The 17009-nt window shown below is 70.4% G+C and carries 16 protein-coding genes and 1 tRNA gene; 9 read left to right on the forward strand and 8 right to left on the reverse strand.

The window, feature by feature from the left end; genetic code table 11:
• Positions 1-126 precede the first annotated feature (126 nt).
• Positions 127-1050, forward strand: a complete 924-nt coding sequence (locus JKJ07_RS34150) for a calcium-binding protein (protein ID WP_202996077.1) — start codon at positions 127-129, stop codon at positions 1048-1050.
• A 40-nt stretch (positions 1051-1090) separates the two neighbouring features.
• Here JKJ07_RS34150 and JKJ07_RS34155 read toward each other — a convergent pair whose 3' ends face one another.
• The 3 genes from JKJ07_RS34155 to JKJ07_RS34165 form a co-directional block, all read right to left on the reverse strand.
• On the reverse strand, positions 1091-1765 hold the full coding sequence (locus JKJ07_RS34155) for a Crp/Fnr family transcriptional regulator (protein ID WP_202996078.1): 675 nt from the start codon (positions 1763-1765) through the stop codon (positions 1091-1093).
• Positions 1755-3830 (reverse strand): adenylate/guanylate cyclase domain-containing protein, encoded by a 2076-nt coding sequence (locus JKJ07_RS34160; protein ID WP_236030389.1) that lies wholly within the window; start codon positions 3828-3830, stop codon positions 1755-1757. Before JKJ07_RS34160 ends, JKJ07_RS34155 begins: the two co-directional genes overlap by 11 nt.
• Before the next feature lie 375 nt (positions 3831-4205).
• Positions 4206-4278 (reverse strand) — tRNA-Gly (locus JKJ07_RS34165).
• A 79-nt stretch (positions 4279-4357) separates the two neighbouring features.
• Here JKJ07_RS34165 and JKJ07_RS34170 point away from each other — a divergent pair.
• From JKJ07_RS34170 to JKJ07_RS34185, 4 genes are all read left to right on the forward strand, one after another.
• Entirely contained in the window at positions 4358-4678 is a 321-nt protein-coding gene (locus JKJ07_RS34170; RefSeq protein WP_202996079.1) for an STAS domain-containing protein, read from the forward strand.
• Positions 4679-4925: 247 nt separating this feature from the next.
• A complete protein-coding gene (locus tag JKJ07_RS34175; protein ID WP_202996080.1) occupies positions 4926-5996 on the forward strand; it encodes a glycoside hydrolase family 26 protein in 1071 nt (356 codons plus the stop codon).
• Positions 5997-6083: 87 nt separating this feature from the next.
• The gene (locus tag JKJ07_RS34180; RefSeq protein WP_202996081.1) at positions 6084-6677 is read left to right on the forward strand and encodes a TetR/AcrR family transcriptional regulator; all 594 of its coding nucleotides are present in this window, start codon (positions 6084-6086) and stop codon (positions 6675-6677) included.
• The gene (locus tag JKJ07_RS34185; protein WP_202996082.1) at positions 6674-7348 is read left to right on the forward strand and encodes a nucleotidyltransferase domain-containing protein; all 675 of its coding nucleotides are present in this window, start codon (positions 6674-6676) and stop codon (positions 7346-7348) included. Before JKJ07_RS34180 ends, JKJ07_RS34185 begins: the two co-directional genes overlap by 4 nt.
• A gap of 199 nt (positions 7349-7547) precedes the next feature.
• On the opposite strand, the gene JKJ07_RS34190 is transcribed toward JKJ07_RS34185, so the two are convergent.
• Both JKJ07_RS34190 and JKJ07_RS34195 read right to left on the reverse strand, forming a co-directional pair.
• Complete coding sequence (locus JKJ07_RS34190) at positions 7548-7922, reverse strand: hypothetical protein (protein WP_202996083.1); 375 nt, start codon at positions 7920-7922, stop codon at positions 7548-7550.
• Positions 7923-8235: 313 nt separating this feature from the next.
• Positions 8236-9450: a vanadium-dependent haloperoxidase gene (locus JKJ07_RS34195; protein WP_236030390.1), complete on the reverse strand. Its 1215-nt coding sequence runs from the start codon at positions 9448-9450 to the stop codon at positions 8236-8238.
• Between the two features lie 94 nt (positions 9451-9544).
• On the opposite strand from JKJ07_RS34195, the gene JKJ07_RS34200 reads away from it, so the two are divergent.
• Positions 9545-10198 (forward strand): endonuclease V, encoded by a 654-nt coding sequence (locus JKJ07_RS34200; protein WP_438871461.1) that lies wholly within the window; start codon positions 9545-9547, stop codon positions 10196-10198.
• A gap of 208 nt (positions 10199-10406) precedes the next feature.
• Positions 10407-11486 (forward strand): hypothetical protein, encoded by a 1080-nt coding sequence (locus tag JKJ07_RS34205; protein WP_202996086.1) that lies wholly within the window; start codon positions 10407-10409, stop codon positions 11484-11486.
• Positions 11487-11647: 161 nt separating this feature from the next.
• On the opposite strand, the gene JKJ07_RS34210 is transcribed toward JKJ07_RS34205, so the two are convergent.
• Entirely contained in the window at positions 11648-13111 is a 1464-nt protein-coding gene (locus JKJ07_RS34210) for a benzaldehyde dehydrogenase (protein WP_202996087.1), read from the reverse strand.
• 67 nt (positions 13112-13178) lie between these two features.
• Positions 13179-13961, reverse strand: coding sequence for an IclR family transcriptional regulator (locus JKJ07_RS34215; RefSeq protein ID WP_202996088.1), 783 nt, complete (start codon positions 13959-13961; stop codon positions 13179-13181).
• A 50-nt stretch (positions 13962-14011) separates the two neighbouring features.
• On the opposite strand from JKJ07_RS34215, the gene JKJ07_RS34220 reads away from it, so the two are divergent.
• Entirely contained in the window at positions 14012-15661 is a 1650-nt protein-coding gene (locus JKJ07_RS34220) for a sulfatase-like hydrolase/transferase (protein ID WP_202996089.1), read from the forward strand.
• A 313-nt stretch (positions 15662-15974) separates the two neighbouring features.
• Complete coding sequence (locus JKJ07_RS34225; RefSeq protein WP_202996090.1) at positions 15975-16481, forward strand: hypothetical protein; 507 nt, start codon at positions 15975-15977, stop codon at positions 16479-16481.
• Between the two features lie 286 nt (positions 16482-16767).
• On the opposite strand, the gene JKJ07_RS34230 is transcribed toward JKJ07_RS34225, so the two are convergent.
• Positions 16768-17004, reverse strand: coding sequence for a hypothetical protein (locus JKJ07_RS34230; RefSeq protein WP_202996091.1), 237 nt, complete (start codon positions 17002-17004; stop codon positions 16768-16770).
• Between the last annotated feature and the right edge of the window lie 5 nt (positions 17005-17009).

The following is a 17009-nucleotide window of genomic DNA, read 5'->3' on the forward strand; positions in this document are numbered from 1 at the left end:
ACAGTTCCCGGTGGCAGTTTTACCAGTTCAAGTGCGTATTTTCTCCTGCCTCGAGCAGGCCCGTCACTGCGAAGGTTCATCGGTGCCCGAGTCACCGGGTGCGAATCTTCAAGTGGGGGGAACGCAATGAGCAACAGTGAGGCTCGCCGGCGCCGGATTCTCCGATTCGCCACGCTCGCCGCCGCGGGCACGGCGCCCGCGCTGATCCTGGCCGCCCCGGCGTACGCCGTCACCGGCGTCACCAAGGCGGGCGGGGTCATCACCGTCAACGCCCAAGCCAACCGGGCCAACAACATCCTGGTCACCCGGGCCGGGAATTTCTTCCTCGTGCGGGACTTCGGCGACCGTGTGGTGGCCGGGCCGGGCTGCACCCAGGTCAACATGAACCTGGCGCGGTGCAAGGCCAACAACGTCAACCTCATCCGCGTGAACGCCCGGGACCGCAACGACATCGTCACCAACCGCACGAACACGACGTCCGAGCAGAACGGCGGGGCCGGGAATGACACCCTCAACGGTGGCCCCACCCGTGACGTCCTGAACGGCGGCGGCGGCAACGACACGCTCAACGGCAACAGCGGCAACGACACCGAGAACGGCGATGCCGGCAACGACATCCTCAACGGCGACAACGGCGCGGACCGGCAGAACGGCGGAGCCGGCAACGACCGGATCAACGGCGGCCGCGGCAACGACATCCAGAACGGCGACGGCGGGAACGACGTCCTCAACGGCGACGCCGGGCTCGACACCCAGAACGGCGGGGCCGGGAACGACACTCTCAACGGTGGCGCCGACCGGGACCAGCAGAACGGTGGCACGGGCAACGACCGGGTCTTCGGCCAGGCGGGTCCCGACGTGTCGCGCGGCGGTGCGGGCAACGACTCCATCGTCGGCGGGGCGGGCAGCGACCTGCTCTTCGGCGACGCCGGCAACGACGTCCTGAACAGCCGCGACTTCCAGCGCGGCAACGACCGCAACTTCGGCGGGCCCGGCACCGACCGGTGCATCGCCGACCCGCTCGACTTCAAGAACAGCTGCGAGCTGTAACAGCCAGCCAGGGGCGGGGCGCCGGACGGCGCTCCGCCCCCTACTTGGCTCGGGCCCGCAGCCGATCCAGGTCGATCACGGAGACCGAGCGGCGGCTCGTCTCGATGATCCCCTGGCGGCGCAGCGCCCCGAGTGCCTTGGTGACCGACTCGCGCGACGATCCGGTCCACGCGGCGAGCTCGTCCTGGGTCAGGGGCAGGCTGATCCGTACGGCGTCGGGCTGGGAATCGCCGAACCGCTCGGCCAGCTCGGCCAGCCGCAGCGCGACCCGGCCGAGCGTGTCGTAGGTGCCGAACTCGACCCGTTTGCGGTCGGCGTCGCGCAGGCGGGAGACGATCATGCGGACGATCCGGACGGCCGCGTCGGGATGGCTGCCCAGGAACTCGAGGAACGCGGCCACCCCGACCACGTACGTCTCCAGGGGCTCCAGCGCCGACACCGAGGCCGAGCGGGGCGCGCCGTCGAGGGCCGACATCTCGCCCAGCAGCGCGCCCGGCCCGCGGATCGCCAGCAGCACCTCGCCGCCCTGCGCGGTCAGCGAGAACACCTTGGCCCGGCCGCTGATCACCAGCACCACGGTGGTCGACCGGTCGCCTTCGCTGAACAGGGTCGCCCCGGCCGGCCAGCGCCGCCGGCGGCCGATCAGGAACAGCTCGTCGCGGTCGGCCGGGGTGAGCTCGGCGACGAATTCGCCGGGATCGACTTCAGTGAGCATGGTCCTCTCCCGTCAGGTCGTGCAGCACGTACGCGCCGACCGGCTGGACGCGCCCCTTGACGATCAGCTCGCCCAGCGCGGTGACCTTGGCGCAGTCGCCGATCCGGTCGTAGGTGGACGCGCCGATCACCACCTGGCCCGGCTCGGCCCGCGACTCGAGGCGGGCGGCCACGTTGACCGCGTCGCCCATCGCGTTGAAGTTGCGCAGCGCCTCGCCCCCGATGTTGCCGACCAGCGCCTCCCCCGTGTTGATGCCGACCCGGAACCGCGGCCACTGCGGGCGCCCGGCCGCGATCCGGTTCACTTCCTCCTGCATCCGCAGCGCCGCCCGGGCCGCGCGCAGGGCATGGTCGGGTTGCCGGGCCGGCGCGTTGAACAGGGCCATCAGCGCGTCGCCGACGAACTGCACGACCGTGCCGTTCTCGCCCAGCACGGCATGGGTGGCCACGTCGAAGTAGCGGTTGAGCATCTCGACGATCTCGCCCGGCGTCGAGAACTCGGAGAACGTGGAGAACCCGCGCAGGTCGGCGAAGAGCGAGGTCACCTCGACCACGGCGCCGCCCAGCGCGGCCTGGCTGGGGTCGGCGACCAGCGCGGTGGCCACGTCGGGCGACATGTATTGCCGGAACAGCCCGTCGAGCGTCCGGTAGAGCCGCGCGTTCTCCAGCGCGATCGTGATCTGGGCGGCCAGCGAGGCCAGCAGGGCGGCGTCGCGTTCGGGCACCGGCCCGCCGCGATCGGCCACGAGCACCCCGGCCGGGTGTCCCTTCACGACGAACGGCAGCAGCAGCGCGCCCCGCGGACCGGTTTCGATCGTCTTGGTCGTCAGGGCCCGCTGCGCCGCCCGGAACATCTCGGGGGTGACCGCCGGCCCGGCCGGGAAGATCAGGCGGTTGTCCTCGACCAGGGCGATCCGCACGCGGTAGCGGTCGAAGACGGACTCGACCCGCCGGACCGCCGTACGCACCAGCTCGTCGTCGGCGATCACGACCCGCGCGTCCTGCCCGACCGCGACCAGCGCCCCCAGCTTGCGGATCTGGTCGCGCTCGCCGGCCAGCGCCCCGGCCGCCCGGCCCAGCACCGCGGCCTGCCCGTCGGTCAGCTCGAACCGCCGGGCCACCCGCTCGGTCGTCGCGGCCAGCTGGTCGTCGCCGAGCGCGCCCTGCTCACTGCCCCGCAGCGCACTGACAAGATCTTCCAAGGCCTTCCCGTACGAGGCCCGCAGCCGCCGGACGGTGTCGTCGGTGCCGACCGCCGCGAACAGCCCGGCCGCCGCCCCCTCGTTGCGATACTGCACCCACGCGCTGTACGCGACGTAGCCGAACCCGGCCGCCATCAGCACGTGCCACAGCCACCAGGAGGCGTGCCAGCTCGTGCCGGCGGCCATCGCCACGGCGGCCTCGGCCAGCAGCACGTACGCGGTGACGACGGAAAGCAGCATGACCGCGCGGCGGCGGCGATAGAGCAGGTAGTAGCGCAGCGCCGCGTACCCGAACAGGATCACTCCGACGGCCGCGAGCAGGATCGCCGGCGCCGACTCGTCGGCCCCCGGGATCCGGTTGAGCGGGGGCCGGCCGGTCAGCGAGACGACGCCCCAGGCCACGGCCAGGCCGAGCAGCACCCCGCGCAGCATTCCCGAGCGCCGCAGCAGCCGGGCGCGGGCTGGTTCGGACAGGTCGAGCGCGCTGAACCCGGCGAACACCGCGGCCAATGTCAGCCCTACGGGTGACGCGTATGCGAAGCCGGCGTTGCGCGCGTCGAGCACGACCTGTGGGGTGGCCGCCGCGTGCAGCCCGAGGAAGGCGGCGGCGACCAGGAAGGACAGCGCCACGAGGAGCAGCCGGGTGTCGGACCGGCGGATCGCGGCTTGGTTGATCACGACGGCCAGGCCGAGGCTGACCAGCGCGACCGCCAGCACCAGCCAGAAGTGGGTGGGCTCGTGCTGCCAGTGGACGTCGAGTTCGGGGCGGGCGACGAGCAGCCACAGGCCGGCCAGCGGCGCCGCGAGGTGCGCCACCCACACGGTCACCCGCGCCGCGCTCCCCCGCCCTGCCACCAGCTCCATCGGCTCGCCTCCCGACGACTCCGTGGAACCACCCTAGTCGCGCCCTCAGCAACCGCATGTGTCAGAAAACAGCAGGCCAGGCCACGGGCCGCCAACTGACGTGTGCGCACCCACCCACCGAGCCGCCACCGCTCGCACCGCGGATCCGGCGGCTCGATCCCCAGCCGCCAACTGACCTGTGCGCACCCACCCACCGAGCCGCCACCACTCGCACCGCGGATCCGGCGGCTCGATCCCCAGCCGCCAACTGACCTGTGCGCACCCACCCACCGAGCCGCCACCACTCGCACCGCGGGGTCTGGGGCTCGGGCCCCAGGCAGAAAATGCGAGGAGGCCCGGTCCACGTTCTCCGTGGACACGGGCCTCCTACCTACGAGCGGACGACGGGATTCGAACCCGCGACCCTCACCTTGGCAAGGTGATGCGCTACCAGCTGCGCTACGTCCGCGTTGCCTAGAACCATACCGGATCGGTCCTGGTGCTTACGCAGGGGGCCGGTGTGGCTGGTGGCGGGTAGCATTCGACCAATGCAACCGGACGCCACGATTCAGCACGAACCGGCCGACGCGGATGGCCTGGTCGTCGCCTCGCTCAGCGGGGAGCTCGACCTCGACCGCGCCGACGCCGTGCGGGATCGGCTGGCCGCGATCGCCACCGACCCCGCCTGCCGTTACCTGCGGGTCGACGTCGCCGGTCTCGACTTCATCGACTCGTACGGGCTGGGCGCCCTGGTCAGCGCCCGCAACAGCGCGGCCGCCGCGGGCGTCACCCTGACCTTGGCCGAGCCGTCGCCGCCGGTGCGCAAGGCCATCGAGGTCACCGGCCTGGGGCACGTGTTCGGCCTGTAGACACGGGCGGGTCGCCCCGCGGCCGTGCGTCGGGGGCCCCTCGGGACTTTGCGGCGCGGCCACGACGCGTACGGGATGCTCGGAAAGCTCAACCACCGCCTGCCGCAACCGATGGCAGGGCCGACGTTCCGGGGTCTTTTCGCGCGCAACCGGCGCGCACCGGATCGGGCACTTGGCGTGCACCTGACGGGCTGGATTCTTCTTCTCATGCCCGGCTGACAACAGCCGGACAACAGGGGGAGATTCAATGCTTCGTAAGTCCGTGTACTCGCTGGCCGCGCTCGTCGCCGGGTTCGGCGCCGCGCTCGCCGCCGGCCCGGCCACGGCCCACGCCGCCACCACGCCGACGACCCCGGCCGCCAAGCCGGCCGTTCAGAAGTGCGTGACGGATGCGAAGCTGGTTCCGAGCTGCGGCGTGCTGTGGGGCGCGGCGGCGGGTGGCTTCACCGGGAAGCCGCGCGACGAGGAGCACAAGGCGTGGGAGAAGCTGAGCGGTCGCACCGCCACCATCTTCCACTCGTACCACAAGGGTGACGAGAAGTTCCCGACCGCCGCCGAGATCGCCCTGGTCCGCGACCCCGCCAAGCCGCGGGTGCTGCTGCTCAACTGGCGCGTCGAGTACGGCTCGACCTGGGCGAACGTCGCCTCCGGCAAGCTCGACGCGCGGATCGACGCGTTCGCGGCGCGGGTCAAGGCGACCATGCCCGAGAAGTTCTTCCTGGTGCTCAACCACGAGCCCGAGGACGACGTGCGCCCGGCCGCCGGCTCGGGCATGACGGCCAAGGACTTCGCCTCCTCGTACCGTCACGTGATCAAGCGCCTCAAGGCCAAGGGCCTGAGCAACATGATCAACGTCGTCGCCTACATGGGCAACGAGAAGTGGATGGCGCAGACCTGGTGGAACGACCTCTACCCCGGTGACGACGTCGTCGACTGGATCGGCCTGGACTCGTACGTGAGCGCCGAGCAGAACTACTACCACGCCGGTGTGTTCGCCGACCTGCTCGACCGCAAGGCCAAGGGTGGCCAGGGCTTCTACGACTGGGCCGCCACCAAGCACCCGTCGAAGCCGCAGATGGTCGCCGAGTGGGGCGCCTACCACCGCATCGGCAAGGTCGTCGACAAGAGCAAGCAGTTCAACAGCGTGCTGCCCGAGCTGGCCAAGCGCCCCAAGGTCAAGGCGATCGTGTACTTCGACACCAAGAAGGACGCGTTCGGCGACCGCGACATCAGCATCGACAGTTCGAAGACGAGCCTCGCGGCGTTCCGCAAGCTCGCCGCCAGCCCGAAGTTCAACGTCCAGCTCAAGCTGAAGTGATTGCCGACGGCGGTCGCCCTTCCCGGGCGGCCGCCGTCCTCGTTTATCCCGTTGACGGAGTGAGTACTCACTCCGTACCGTCGGGGCATGACGACACGAGCCCCCGGCATGACGCCGGACCAACGCCGCGAGACCATCGTGCAGGCCGCCCTCCCCCTCGTCGCCGAGCTGGGCGCGGCCGTGACCACCGCCAAGATCGCCCGCGCGGCGGGCATCGGCGAGGCCACCATCTTCCGCGTCTTCGACGACAAGAACGCCGTGCTGACCGCCGTGGTCGCCGCGGCCATGGACCCGACCCGCGTGCTGCAGGAGCTGGGTTCGATCTCGCTCGACCAGCCCCTGGCCGCCCGCCTGACCGAGGCCCTCGACGCCCTCGACGCCCACCTGCACCGCATGGGCGCCGTGATCGGCGCGCTGCGCAGCACCGGCGCCACCCGCCCCGCCCCCACCAGCCCCGAGGCCCGCGAACTCAACGCGGGCCGCGACGCCGCCCAGCAGGCCACCCACCAGGCCGTCCTCGAGTTGTTCGAGCCCGACGCGGCCGCCCTGCGCAAGCCCGCCGACTCCGTGACCCGAATGTTCCTCGGCCTCTTCTACGGCCGCGGCCGCCTCGCCGCCCCCGAGGCCCCCAACGACGAACTGGTCGACCTCTTCCTCCACGGCGCCCTGGCCCGCCCATGATCGACACCACCCCGATCACCGACCTGCTCCACCCCCGCGCGATCATCCTGCACGGCTCCCTGGCCGCCGGCGGTTTCCGCCCCGGCCAGAGCGACATCGACCTGCTCGTCGTCGTCGACACCCCACTGACCGACGCCCAGATCGCCGCCCTCACGGCTTACGCCCGCACCACCGCCCTGGGCGACGCGGCCGGCTTGGACCTGCACGTCGTCACCACCGCGGTCGCCCGCGATCCCACTCCCGCTCCCCCGCTCGAGCTCTTCATCGGCCGCTCCACGGAGCTGGAGATCGAGACCCGCGTCCCGTCGGCCCCCGACCTGCCCGCCGAGCTCTCCATGGCCCGCGCCCAGGGCCGTTCCTTATTCGGCCCCGCCCCGCACGAGCTGCTGGCCCCCGTCCCCGACGCCTGGATCATCGCCCGCGGCCGCCACTGGCTCCGCACGTGGCTGACCCTGACCGACGACCTGGACCATCTCGAGTTCATGCACCAGACCGCCTGCCGCATCTGGCACTTAGCCGCGACCGGCCACTACTGCTCCAAGCAGGACGCCGTCGCCTGGGCCCACGCCCAGGACCCGTCCCTGACCGATCTGACGCAGCTGCTCAACACTGTCCTCTCCGAAACCGCTTCCCGTACGCCACGTCGGCTCGAACAACCGCACCAACCCTGAACCCGAGGCTCCCCGCGGCCCCCTGCCACGAAAGGCCGTAGCGCGCGACCGGGATGTTCCCGGTGGTCCGGAGCCGCCAGCCCCCGATTCCGACCCGTTCCCCGCCACGCCATCGACCCGTCGGCCTCTTTGCTGAACGGCTTGGCCGCGTTCGTAGGGTGGTGTGATGGCGCGTCGGGGCCCGCGGTGGCTGGCATGTCTAGGGAAGCTCCCGGCCGCAGATCTCCGCCGCCAGGGTGTGGATCGCCTCGGCCGTCGTCGGTGTGTCGGTGCAGATCAGTGACCTGTCGAAGAGTTCGTCCTCGGCGGCACTGATGGTTGCCCCCACCACCAATCTGTCCTCCTCGGTGCGGATCCGAAGGCCCCAGCTCACGTCGGTGCCGTCCGGGCGACAGCCGCTGACCCACACGCTCACCTGGACGTCATCGGAGTCGGCGACGGAATAGATGCGGAAGTTGATCTGGGGCAGCGGCGACGGCCACGCGTAGGTCAGGCGCACCCACAACGGGTAGAAGTCACGATCGCGGACTTCGGACAGGGCCCGCAGGATCATCCGCACGTCGTCGACAGCCATGCCCGAACCCTGCCACGGCGGGCTGAGAGGCCGGCCCCCTCAGACGACCTCGACGATCAACCGCCGTCAGTTCCGGGCACCGCGAGCGAACCCGGCCCGTCCAGCCGTCGTCGACCGAGGGCCTGAAGCCGCCGAGCAGCAGCGCGTTCGTCGACGAGCCGGCCCGGGTCCGTCCCGCCTCGATCGCTGCGGCTACCGAGGGGTCGTCGGTGGCCGGCGGGCGGTCCAGGCCGGTGATCAGCAGCGGGTTGCGCGCCGCCAGCAGGCCGAGCAGGGCGGTCGTGCACAGGCATCGACCGGGCCCGACCCGAGTTCACCGCCGGCGGAACTCGTGGGCCAGCACGTACTTGGCGACGCCGTTGCCGATTCGTACGCCCTGCACATCGGCGGTTCGATAGTGCACGCCGCCCCAGATCCGGGCCTCGACCACCTCGTCGACGGCGGACGAGAAGCTGCGGAAGGACCGCGTGGTGCCCGAGTCGGCGCTGTACGCGCTGAACGGGATGTTGTCGCGGCCGAAGAAGGATCGCATCGTGTACATGATCGTGGAGGTCGAGCACGTGTGGCCGGACGTGTAGTCGGGGAACGGCGGCGTCACCAGCAGCGGCATCCACGACGGATCCGACGTCTCCTGCACGGCGGTCACCGGGCGCCAGAAGTTCCAGAACTTCTTCTCGTTGAAGCAGGCGATCAGCGAGTCGGCGTTGGCGATCTCGGCCATGGCGAAGAACCGGGCCGCGGCCAGGGTCGACAGGTGCTGGCGGTCGGAGACCTGGCGCTTGATCTCCCACTCGGTCAGCCGGCGGTCGTGCCACCAGATCGCGGACTGCGTCTGGTCGGGCGTGCGGACCGTGCTGGTGACCCCGCCGACGGCCTTGACCTCGGCCAGGTCGCGGGCCCAGGCGGCGCTGGTCAGGGCGGGCGGCCCGGCCGTACGGAACATGTCGCCGCGCGGGATCACGAACGGCCGCAGGTCGCCGACCCAGGCGCCGTCGGAGGCGAGCGTGGGCGGGGTGGGCCGCCACTGGCCGGGCGCGGTCGAGGCGTTCCACGACTTGTCGGCGAACGCCCCGTCCCCGGCCCGGGCGGCGATCATGGCCGCGGCCGCGTCGGAACCGGCCCGGATGCCTCCGGTTTTGGCCCGGCCGTCCGGGATGGGGGCGAGCGCGTCGGCGTACATCTGGTCGAGGGACGCGCTCTGGGCGGGGAAGAGCGAGAGCAGCACCCTGTACGCGGCGGCGGCCACGGCGGCGTCGAGCGAGTCGCCGCGGTGCGCGCGGGGCGCGGTCAGATACGGCTCGTACGGCGTACCGGAAATGGCATTGACGGCGTCGTAGATCGCGCCGTGCACCATGGCGAAACTGCGCGGCGCCACGTAGGGCGCCTGCCGGGCCACCTCGTAGATGGCCTGCTGCGCGTTGCTGTTCCAGAGGACGACCGGATTGGCGCGCGGGGCCGCGGCCTGAGCGGGCGCGGCGATCCCGATCAGTGAGAGAACGAGGACAAGGGCATACCATCGTCGAGCCATGATCATCCCCCCGTGGACGGCTTCGCGACCAAGACTGTCGGAGTCTCCACAGCGGACACAAGGGCCCGGTAAAAGGTCGGAGGGATCCACAAGCGTGCATGAGGCAGAGCGCCTGCAGGACGAACTGAAAGAGAGCGTCGTCCGCACCTCGGCCCCGATCGAGCCGCCGCGCACGGTGACCGGCCTCGATGTCACGTACGACACGGGCTCGGATCGGGCCGTGGCCGCCGCCGTCGTGGTCGACGTCGCGTCGCTCGAGGTGGTCGAGGTCGCGTTTCACCGGGGCGAGGCCACTTTCCCGTACGTCCCCGGCCTGCTCGCCTTCCGCGAGGTGCCCCTGCTCGTGGCCGCCATTGAACGGCTCTCGACGCCCCCGGCCCTGCTCGTGTGCGACGGGTACGGCCTGGCCCACCCCAAGCGCTTCGGCCTGGCCAGTCATCTCGGCGTGGTCCTCGACCTGCCCTCGTACGGGGTGGCCAAGACCGCCTTCGTCGGCGAGTTCACGCCCCCGGCCGAGCAGCGCGGCGCGCACGCGGACCTGACGGACGCCGGTGAGGTGATCGGCAGCGTCGTCCGTACGCAGACCGCGGTGAAACCCGTCTTCGTCTCGGCCGGGCATCGGATCGGTCTCGATGACTGCGTTTCCCTGACGCTGCGGCTGAGCGGTCGCCATCGCATTCCCGAACCGACCCGGCAGGCCGACATCGAATCCCGGAAAATGCTTCGCGAATGGCGCTCTTTGGAGTGAACGAAAGCCGTTCCCGGCCGCGCCCCGGATTCGCCGCCTAAAGCCTCCTGATCAGGCGTTATCTCAATATGGACCGATTCCCCGCCGGGGCGATCACATGTGTTGCACAATGCATTCACAGGCGACACCTAAGGTGTTTTGGCACGTTGAGCCCTCGAAACCGACCGCGCCAGGCCCGTAGGCGCGCGGGGTGCACCGGGAGGCGGCAATGGCGAGACGCGTCTTTATTCATATCGGCGCGCCGAAGACGGGCAGCACGTACGTCCAGAACGTGCTTTGGAACAATGTGGAGGCGCTGCGCGGGGCCGGCATCCTGCTGCCCGGCAAGTTCTCGGCGCACGACGAGGCGATGGCCGATCTGCGCGAGCTGCCGTGGCACCCGAACCCGGCCTGGTCGTGGGACAAGCTGGTGGCGAGGGCGGCCGAGTGGCCCGGCGACGTGGTGATCACCAACGAGGGCCTGGGCGCCGCGAACAACGCGCAGGCCGCCCGCGCGGTCCGCAGCCTGCGCCCGGCCGAGGTGCACATCCTGGTGGCCGCGCGCGACCTGTGGCGCACCTTCCCGTCGATGTGGCAGCAGAGCATCCGGGCCCGCGGCGTCTGGAGCTTCGAGGACTTCATCGGGGCCGTCGAGCGGGGCACGTTCGAGGACTTCTGGGAGCACCACACGGCCAACCGGATGCTGCGCCGCTGGGGTGACCTGGTGCCCGCCGAGCAGCGGCACCTGATCACCGTGCCCGGCCCCGGCATGCCGCGCGACACCCTGTGGCGGCGGTTCGCAAGCGTGATCGGCATCCCCGACGGCGTCTGCGACCTCAGCGTGGCGCCCGGCGCCAACACATCGCTGGGCGCGGCCGAGGTCGAGGTGCTGCGCCGGGTCAACCGGGCGCTGGGCGACCGCTATCCGCACCGGGCGCCGTATCAGCGCGTGGTGCAGCGCCACCTGGTCGACGCGGTGCTCAAGCAGCGGACGAACGAGGTGCGCTTCGGGGTCGGGCCGGACCGGGCCGAGTGGGTGCTCGACCTGGCCGAGCAGCAGATCAAGGAGCTCGACGAGTATCCGTGCGAGGTGGTCGGCGACCTGGCCGAGCTGCGCCCGGTCGACGTCGCCCCGGTGCAGACGCCCGACCAGCTGCACCGCGACCAGGTGCTGGACGCCGCCATCGAGACGATCATCGGCATGATCGGGCACGCCGAGCAGCTCAACCTGCAGCTTCCGCAGCCCCGCGAGAGCCTGCGCCGCCGGGCCACCCGGAAGGTGCGGCGCGGGCTCAAGCTCTGGTCCTAGGCCCTGTTTCGCAGTGGGGGCGGGGCTGCGGCAGGGCCCAGATCCCGCCTGGCGGCGTCCCGTGAAAGCCAGGTTCCAACACCGGGAGCCAGGCTTCCCCGGGCCACCACCAGACGAAATCTGGACCCGGCCTCGCTCCCACCCCCACTACGAAACAGGACCTAGAACGGGAAGGCCGGGGCCTGACTGCGGACGGTGATCCAGCGGGTCTCGGTGAAGGCCTCGATATTGGCCGCCGCGCCGCCGAAGCGCGACCCCGTGCCGGAGGCGGCGACCCCGCCGAAGGGCGCGTTGGCCTCGTCGTTGACCGTCTGGTCGTTGATGTGGGCGATCCCGGTCGGGATCCGGTCGGCCAGCTCCACGCCGCGCATCGCGTCGCGGGTGACGATGCCCAGCGACAGCCCGTAGTCGGACTCGCCGGCCAGCGCCACGGCCTCGTCGAGGCTGCCGAACTTGGCCACCGGCGCGACCGGGCCGAAGATCTCCCGCGCGAAGGCCGGGGTCGACGCGGTCACGCCGGCCAGCACGGTCGGGCGGTAGAACAGCCGGTCGTACTCGCCGCCCGCGGCCAGCCGGACGTCGCCGCCGACGCTCCCGGTGACCAGGTCGTGGATCTTGTCGCGCTGCCCGGCGTCGATGATCGGGCCCAGCGCCACCTCGTCGCGGGCGGGGTCGCCCACGGGCAGCTTGGTGGCCTTGTCGGCCAGCCGCTCGACGAAATCGTCGTACAGGCTCTCGTGCACCAGGTGGCGGCCGGTGGTCATGCAGATCTGGCCCTGGTGGAACCAGCTGCCCCAGGCGGCCAGGTTGACCGCGCTGTCGACGTCGGCATCCGAGAGCACGACCAGCGCCGAGTTGCCGCCCAGCTCGAGGTGGGCCCGCTTGAGGTGCTTGCCCGCCAGCTCGCCGACGCGGCGACCGGCCTCGGTCGAGCCGGTGAACGAGAGCACCGGCACGCGCGGGTCGGTGACCAGGGCCTCGCCGACGTCACGACCGCCCGGCAGCACCTGCAGCAGGCCGTCGGGCAGACCGGCCTCCTGGAAGATCCTCGCCAGCACCAGGCCGCCCGTGACCGCCGTACGGGGATCGGGCTTCAACAGGACGGCGTTGCCGAGGGCCAGCGCGGGCGCCACCGAGCGGATGGCCAGGATGATCGGCACGTTGAACGGCGCGATCACGCCGACCACCCCGACCGGCGAGCGCCGGGTCATCGACAGGCGCGGCTCACCCGAGGGGATCAGTTCCCCGTACGGGCGTCCGGGCAGCGACGCGGCCTCCCAGCACTCCTGCTCGGCGGTGTGCACGGCGAACCCGGCCATCCCGGGGATCGCGCCGACCTCGCGGATGTTCCACCACGAGATCTCCTCGGCGTGCTCGGCCCACAGGGCGGCGGCTTTACGCAGCACGGCGGCCCGCGCGAAGTGCGGCTGAGCGGCCCATTCCCGCTGTGCGACGGCGGCGGCCTGCGCGGCGGCGCTCACGTCGTCGGGCGTGGCCAGCGCGACCCGCCCCAGCGTGCCCCCGGTGGCGGGCTCGATCACGTCGACCGTCTCGCCGCTCCCACCACGCCAGGCGCCGTCGAGGAAGAGCAGGTCGTGCCAGCGGGACGGTTCGAGCAGCGCCATCGTGGGGCTCCCTTCAAGCAGGTGGCCCGACGATAGGCACGTGTGTCCCGCCGATCAACACGGTGTTTCACATACTCGAACGAAACCCGAGTTGGTGCGAGATCTCGGCCGCCGTCCGGATCAGCGGCGGGGAGAACCGGCTCACGATCGACTCGACCGACGTGGCCCAGGTCGTCAGGTGCACGGCCAGGTTGATCGCGGCGACCACCTGCCCCGAGCGGTCCCGGATCGGCGCGGCCAGCGAGCGCAGCCCCGGCGCGAGCTCCTCGTCGTTGACGGCCAGGCCGGCCTGCCGCACCTGGGCCAGGGCGGTCACGAGCTGATCCCGTACGGTGATGGTCCGCGGCCCGCGGCGGGTCAGCTCGACCCGGTCGAGCAGCGTCCGCAGCGCCGCCGGGTCGCGATGGGCCAGCAGCACCTTGCCCATCGACGTGCAATAGGCGGGCAGCCGCGACCCGACGTGCAGGTTGAGGTCGACCGCCACGCCCGTCTGCCGCCGGCTGCGACGCCGCTCGACATAGACGATGTCGGTCCCGTCGAGCACCGCCATGCTGGCCGCGCAGCCGGTCTCGTCCGACAGCGTCTGCAGGTGGGCCGCGGCCACGCCGGTGATCTCCATCGAGCTGATCGCTGCGAAGCCCAGGTCGACCACGCGCGGGCCGAGCGAGTATTTGCGGGTGTCCGGGTCCTGCTGCAGGAAGCCCAGGCCGGCCAGCGTGGCCACGTAGCGGTGGGTAGTGCTGCGGTTCAGGCCGACCGCGCGGGCCAGGTCGGCGATGCCCAGCACCGGCCCGTTCTCGGCGAGCTCGGTGAGGATGCGCAGCCCGCGCTCGAGCGACTGGGACGTCATTCGCCCCATTCTGGCTGAACTCCCGGGGGCCGCGATCCGTACCTCGGGGCGTGCCCGTTCGTCTTCGCCGTGCCTCCGCCGTGCTCCTCACCGTCCTGGCCGCCGCGCTGATCGTCGCCGCGCTGGTCGTGCCGGAGGCGATCGCCCGGCCCAAGCAGGGCGCCTTCCTGCCCGGGGCGTTCCTCCGCTTCCCGATCGAGATCATCCTGTTCGGCGCGGTCGTCTTCGCCCTGCCCGCGCGCTGGCGCCGCCCGTTCGCGGTGCTGTTCGGGCTCGGCGTCGGCGTGCTGGTGATCCTCAAGATCGCGAACGCGGGCTTCCGCACGGTGCTCGGCCGCAAGTTCGACCCGGTTGTCGACACCCCGCTGCTGCGCGACGGTTACAACGCGCTGACCGAGACCGACGGCAAGACCACAGCCACCCTGTACGTGGTGGGGGCCGTCCTCGGCACTGTCCTGCTCATGGCGGCCCTCGTCCTGGCCTCGCTCCGGCTGTCGCGCCTGGTCACCGCCTTCCCCGCTCGCCGGGCCCTGGTCGGGCTCAGTGCCGTCTGGCTCGCGCTCGCCCTGTCCGGGGTCGCGCTGTTCCCCAACGCGCCGGTCGCCTCCGACTCGGCGATCGCCCTGCTCAAGTCCACGGCCAAGCAGGTGCCGCTGACGATCCGCGACGAGCGGCAGTTCGCCTCGGCCGTCAGCCACGACCCGTACGCGTCGGTGCCGCGCGCCGATCTCGTCTCGGGCCTGCGCGGCAAGGACGTGATCATCGGGGTCGTCGAGAGCCTCGGGCACAGCTCGCTGACCGACCCCGGCATGTCCGCGATCCTCAACCCGGCCCTCGACGCGTCAGCCGCCCGCCTCGCCGCGAAAGGCTTCCACGCCCGTACGGGCTGGTTGACGTCCTCCACGTACGGCGGGGGCAGCTGGCTCGCCCACGGCTCGTTCCAGTCCGGCCTGTGGATCACCTCGCAGCGGCGCTACGACGGCATGGTCAGCGGCGACCGGCTCACCCTGACCCGGGCCTTCAAGGACGCGGGCTGGCAGACGGCGGGCATGGAGCCCGGCAACACGACGGACTGGCCCGAGTCCGGCTTCTACGGCTACGACCAGGTCTTCGACTCCCGCAACATGGGCTACAAGGGCCCGAAGATGGGCTGGTCCCGGATGCCCGACCAGTTCGTGATGAACAAGTTCCAGAAGGACGTCTACGCCACCCGCACCAAGCCGCTGATGGCCGAGATCACCCTCACGTCCAGCCACGAGCCGTGGACGCACGTCCCGCAGATGCTGCCGTGGAACGCGATCGGCGACGGCAAGGTCTACGGCCCGCAGGTCGCCGACGCCCCGGCCCGCTCCGAGCTGTGGGCCGACAAGGTCAAGACCCGGGCCGCGTACGCCCGCACCCTGGCCTACTCCGTGGACGCCCTCACCTCATGGGCCGCCGACCACGGCAACAAAAACACAGTCCTCATCATGTTCGGCGACCACCAGCCCATGTCCATCATCACCGGCCCCCAGGCCAGCCACGACGTGCCCGTCACGATCATCGCGCAGGACCAGGCCGTCCTCGACCGCATCGCGTCCTGGAACTGGACCGACGGCCTCAAGCCGGGCAACGCCCCGGTCTGGCGCATGGACGAGTTCCGCGACAAGTTCTTCGCCGCCTACGGCACCACCGACGGCGTCGCCCTCAGCCCCCGCTAGCCTGCCGAACCCCGCTCGACCCGATCTCACGACGCTCCACATAGTCGGAACCCTCGCGGCCGGCTTTCATCGAGAGATCACCTCGACGGGGCACCAGCACCGAACCCGTCCTCAACTGGCTCCTGACCCCGGCGCCTATAGGCGGCAACGGCTACGAAGCCGTCTCAGGCACCTGACTCGGCCGACGATGCTCGCCGCGCTGGCGCCATGCGGGCGCACTGTCATGGCGACGATAATGTTTAGCTACTAACGACACCCGCTCTCCATGTGAACTAGAATTTTGGGGAATATCTGCCGAGCTTCGGAGGAAAGAGTGTCCGAGCTTCAGCTTCAGGCGTTGATAGATCATTTTGACAAGCGGGTGAAAGGGCGCACCGCCGCCGTCGGTCTTGTGAGCAGAGCGGCAGGCGAAGAAATTCTCAGGGCGCTGCTTCTCACGTACCTGCGACAGCGATACGCGAGTGTCACCCGCCTTATCAAGTGTCGCCCCGAGGTCGAGGTAGATAAGATCAGGGCGGTCCTGGACGATGCGATAGTTGTTACTAAGAATTCCGGCGCTCGAGAACTTCTTTCGGTTGAGTACAAATTCTGGACCGCTTCCAGCTATCAAGGAAAGAAGGTACCGGAGGCGGGAATCGCAGTTCATGCCTGGGCTTCGTGGCATCAGGAGCTGGAAGAATGGAGGCAGGATGTCGATCGCGACACTTTTCTGGCATGGAAGTCCGGTGCAAAGGTCTTAGGGAAGCTTGATAAGAGCCGACTACCGGCGGATGTTGCAGCACTCGACGTACGCCGGTTCTCGCCGTGTGGGCGCCAATGATGGCCGAACCGAATCCGACTGCGCTCTGCTGGACCGAGGCCAGGCTCACACAGGATTGGCACATGGATGAGGGGTACAGTCATCCGCTTACAGTTTTTAGTGGCTCGCTCTTCGCTCGGTCGCCCGCAGCGCAAGGAACGCACATTCAAATAGACGATACAAAGATCGACTCAACGCTCAATGCCGCAGTCGACATCTTGCGAGAGATTATCCAGTAGCGGCCACCAGTCCGCTTGCAACAAGTCGTCCTGTATCTGTAGACAGTTCTTGCGTCGGGCTCGGCGGCTCACTGATCCGCCGAGGGGCGGCTCTGCCGATTCCAGGCGTCGACCAGCTCCGCCAGCTGCGCCTCATCGGCCCCGCAAGCGGTGCCGACCGCGGTCAGCGGGGCCGAGTCCGCCGGCAGCTCCTCGCCGGACAGATACTTCTGCAGGGTGCCCGGCCAGACTCCCGACCGGGCGGCGACGATGAACACCAGGCGATCCCCGACCAGACGGGTCAGTTGCTGCGCGACCGTATCCACATTGG

Source organism: Paractinoplanes lichenicola (genome assembly GCF_016785085.1).
GTDB classification, from domain to species: domain Bacteria; phylum Actinomycetota; class Actinomycetes; order Mycobacteriales; family Micromonosporaceae; genus Actinoplanes; species Actinoplanes lichenicola.

What these genes read in the sequence shown, in the direction of transcription:
- JKJ07_RS34170 (WP_202996079.1), top strand. Translation starts at nt 4,358, where the DNA reads ATGCAACCGGACGCCACGATTCAGCACGAACCGGCCGACGCGGATGGC.
- JKJ07_RS34180 (WP_202996081.1), top strand. Translation starts at nt 6,084, where the DNA reads ATGACGACACGAGCCCCCGGCATGACGCCGGACCAACGCCGCGAGACC.
- JKJ07_RS34215 (WP_202996088.1), bottom strand. Translation starts at nt 13,961, where the DNA reads ATGACGTCCCAGTCGCTCGAGCGCGGGCTGCGCATCCTCACCGAGCTC.
- JKJ07_RS34195 (WP_236030390.1), bottom strand. Translation starts at nt 9,450, where the DNA reads ATGGCTCGACGATGGTATGCCCTTGTCCTCGTTCTCTCACTGATCGGG.
- JKJ07_RS34185 (WP_202996082.1), top strand. Translation starts at nt 6,674, where the DNA reads ATGATCGACACCACCCCGATCACCGACCTGCTCCACCCCCGCGCGATC.
- JKJ07_RS34160 (WP_236030389.1), bottom strand. Translation starts at nt 3,830, where the DNA reads ATGGAGCTGGTGGCAGGGCGGGGGAGCGCGGCGCGGGTGACCGTGTGG.
- JKJ07_RS34205 (WP_202996086.1), top strand. Translation starts at nt 10,407, where the DNA reads ATGGCGAGACGCGTCTTTATTCATATCGGCGCGCCGAAGACGGGCAGC.
- JKJ07_RS34210 (WP_202996087.1), bottom strand. Translation starts at nt 13,111, where the DNA reads ATGGCGCTGCTCGAACCGTCCCGCTGGCACGACCTGCTCTTCCTCGAC.
- JKJ07_RS34175 (WP_202996080.1), top strand. Translation starts at nt 4,926, where the DNA reads ATGCTTCGTAAGTCCGTGTACTCGCTGGCCGCGCTCGTCGCCGGGTTC.
- JKJ07_RS34150 (WP_202996077.1), top strand. Translation starts at nt 127, where the DNA reads ATGAGCAACAGTGAGGCTCGCCGGCGCCGGATTCTCCGATTCGCCACG.
- JKJ07_RS34155 (WP_202996078.1), bottom strand. Translation starts at nt 1,765, where the DNA reads ATGCTCACTGAAGTCGATCCCGGCGAATTCGTCGCCGAGCTCACCCCG.
- JKJ07_RS34190 (WP_202996083.1), bottom strand. Translation starts at nt 7,922, where the DNA reads ATGGCTGTCGACGACGTGCGGATGATCCTGCGGGCCCTGTCCGAAGTC.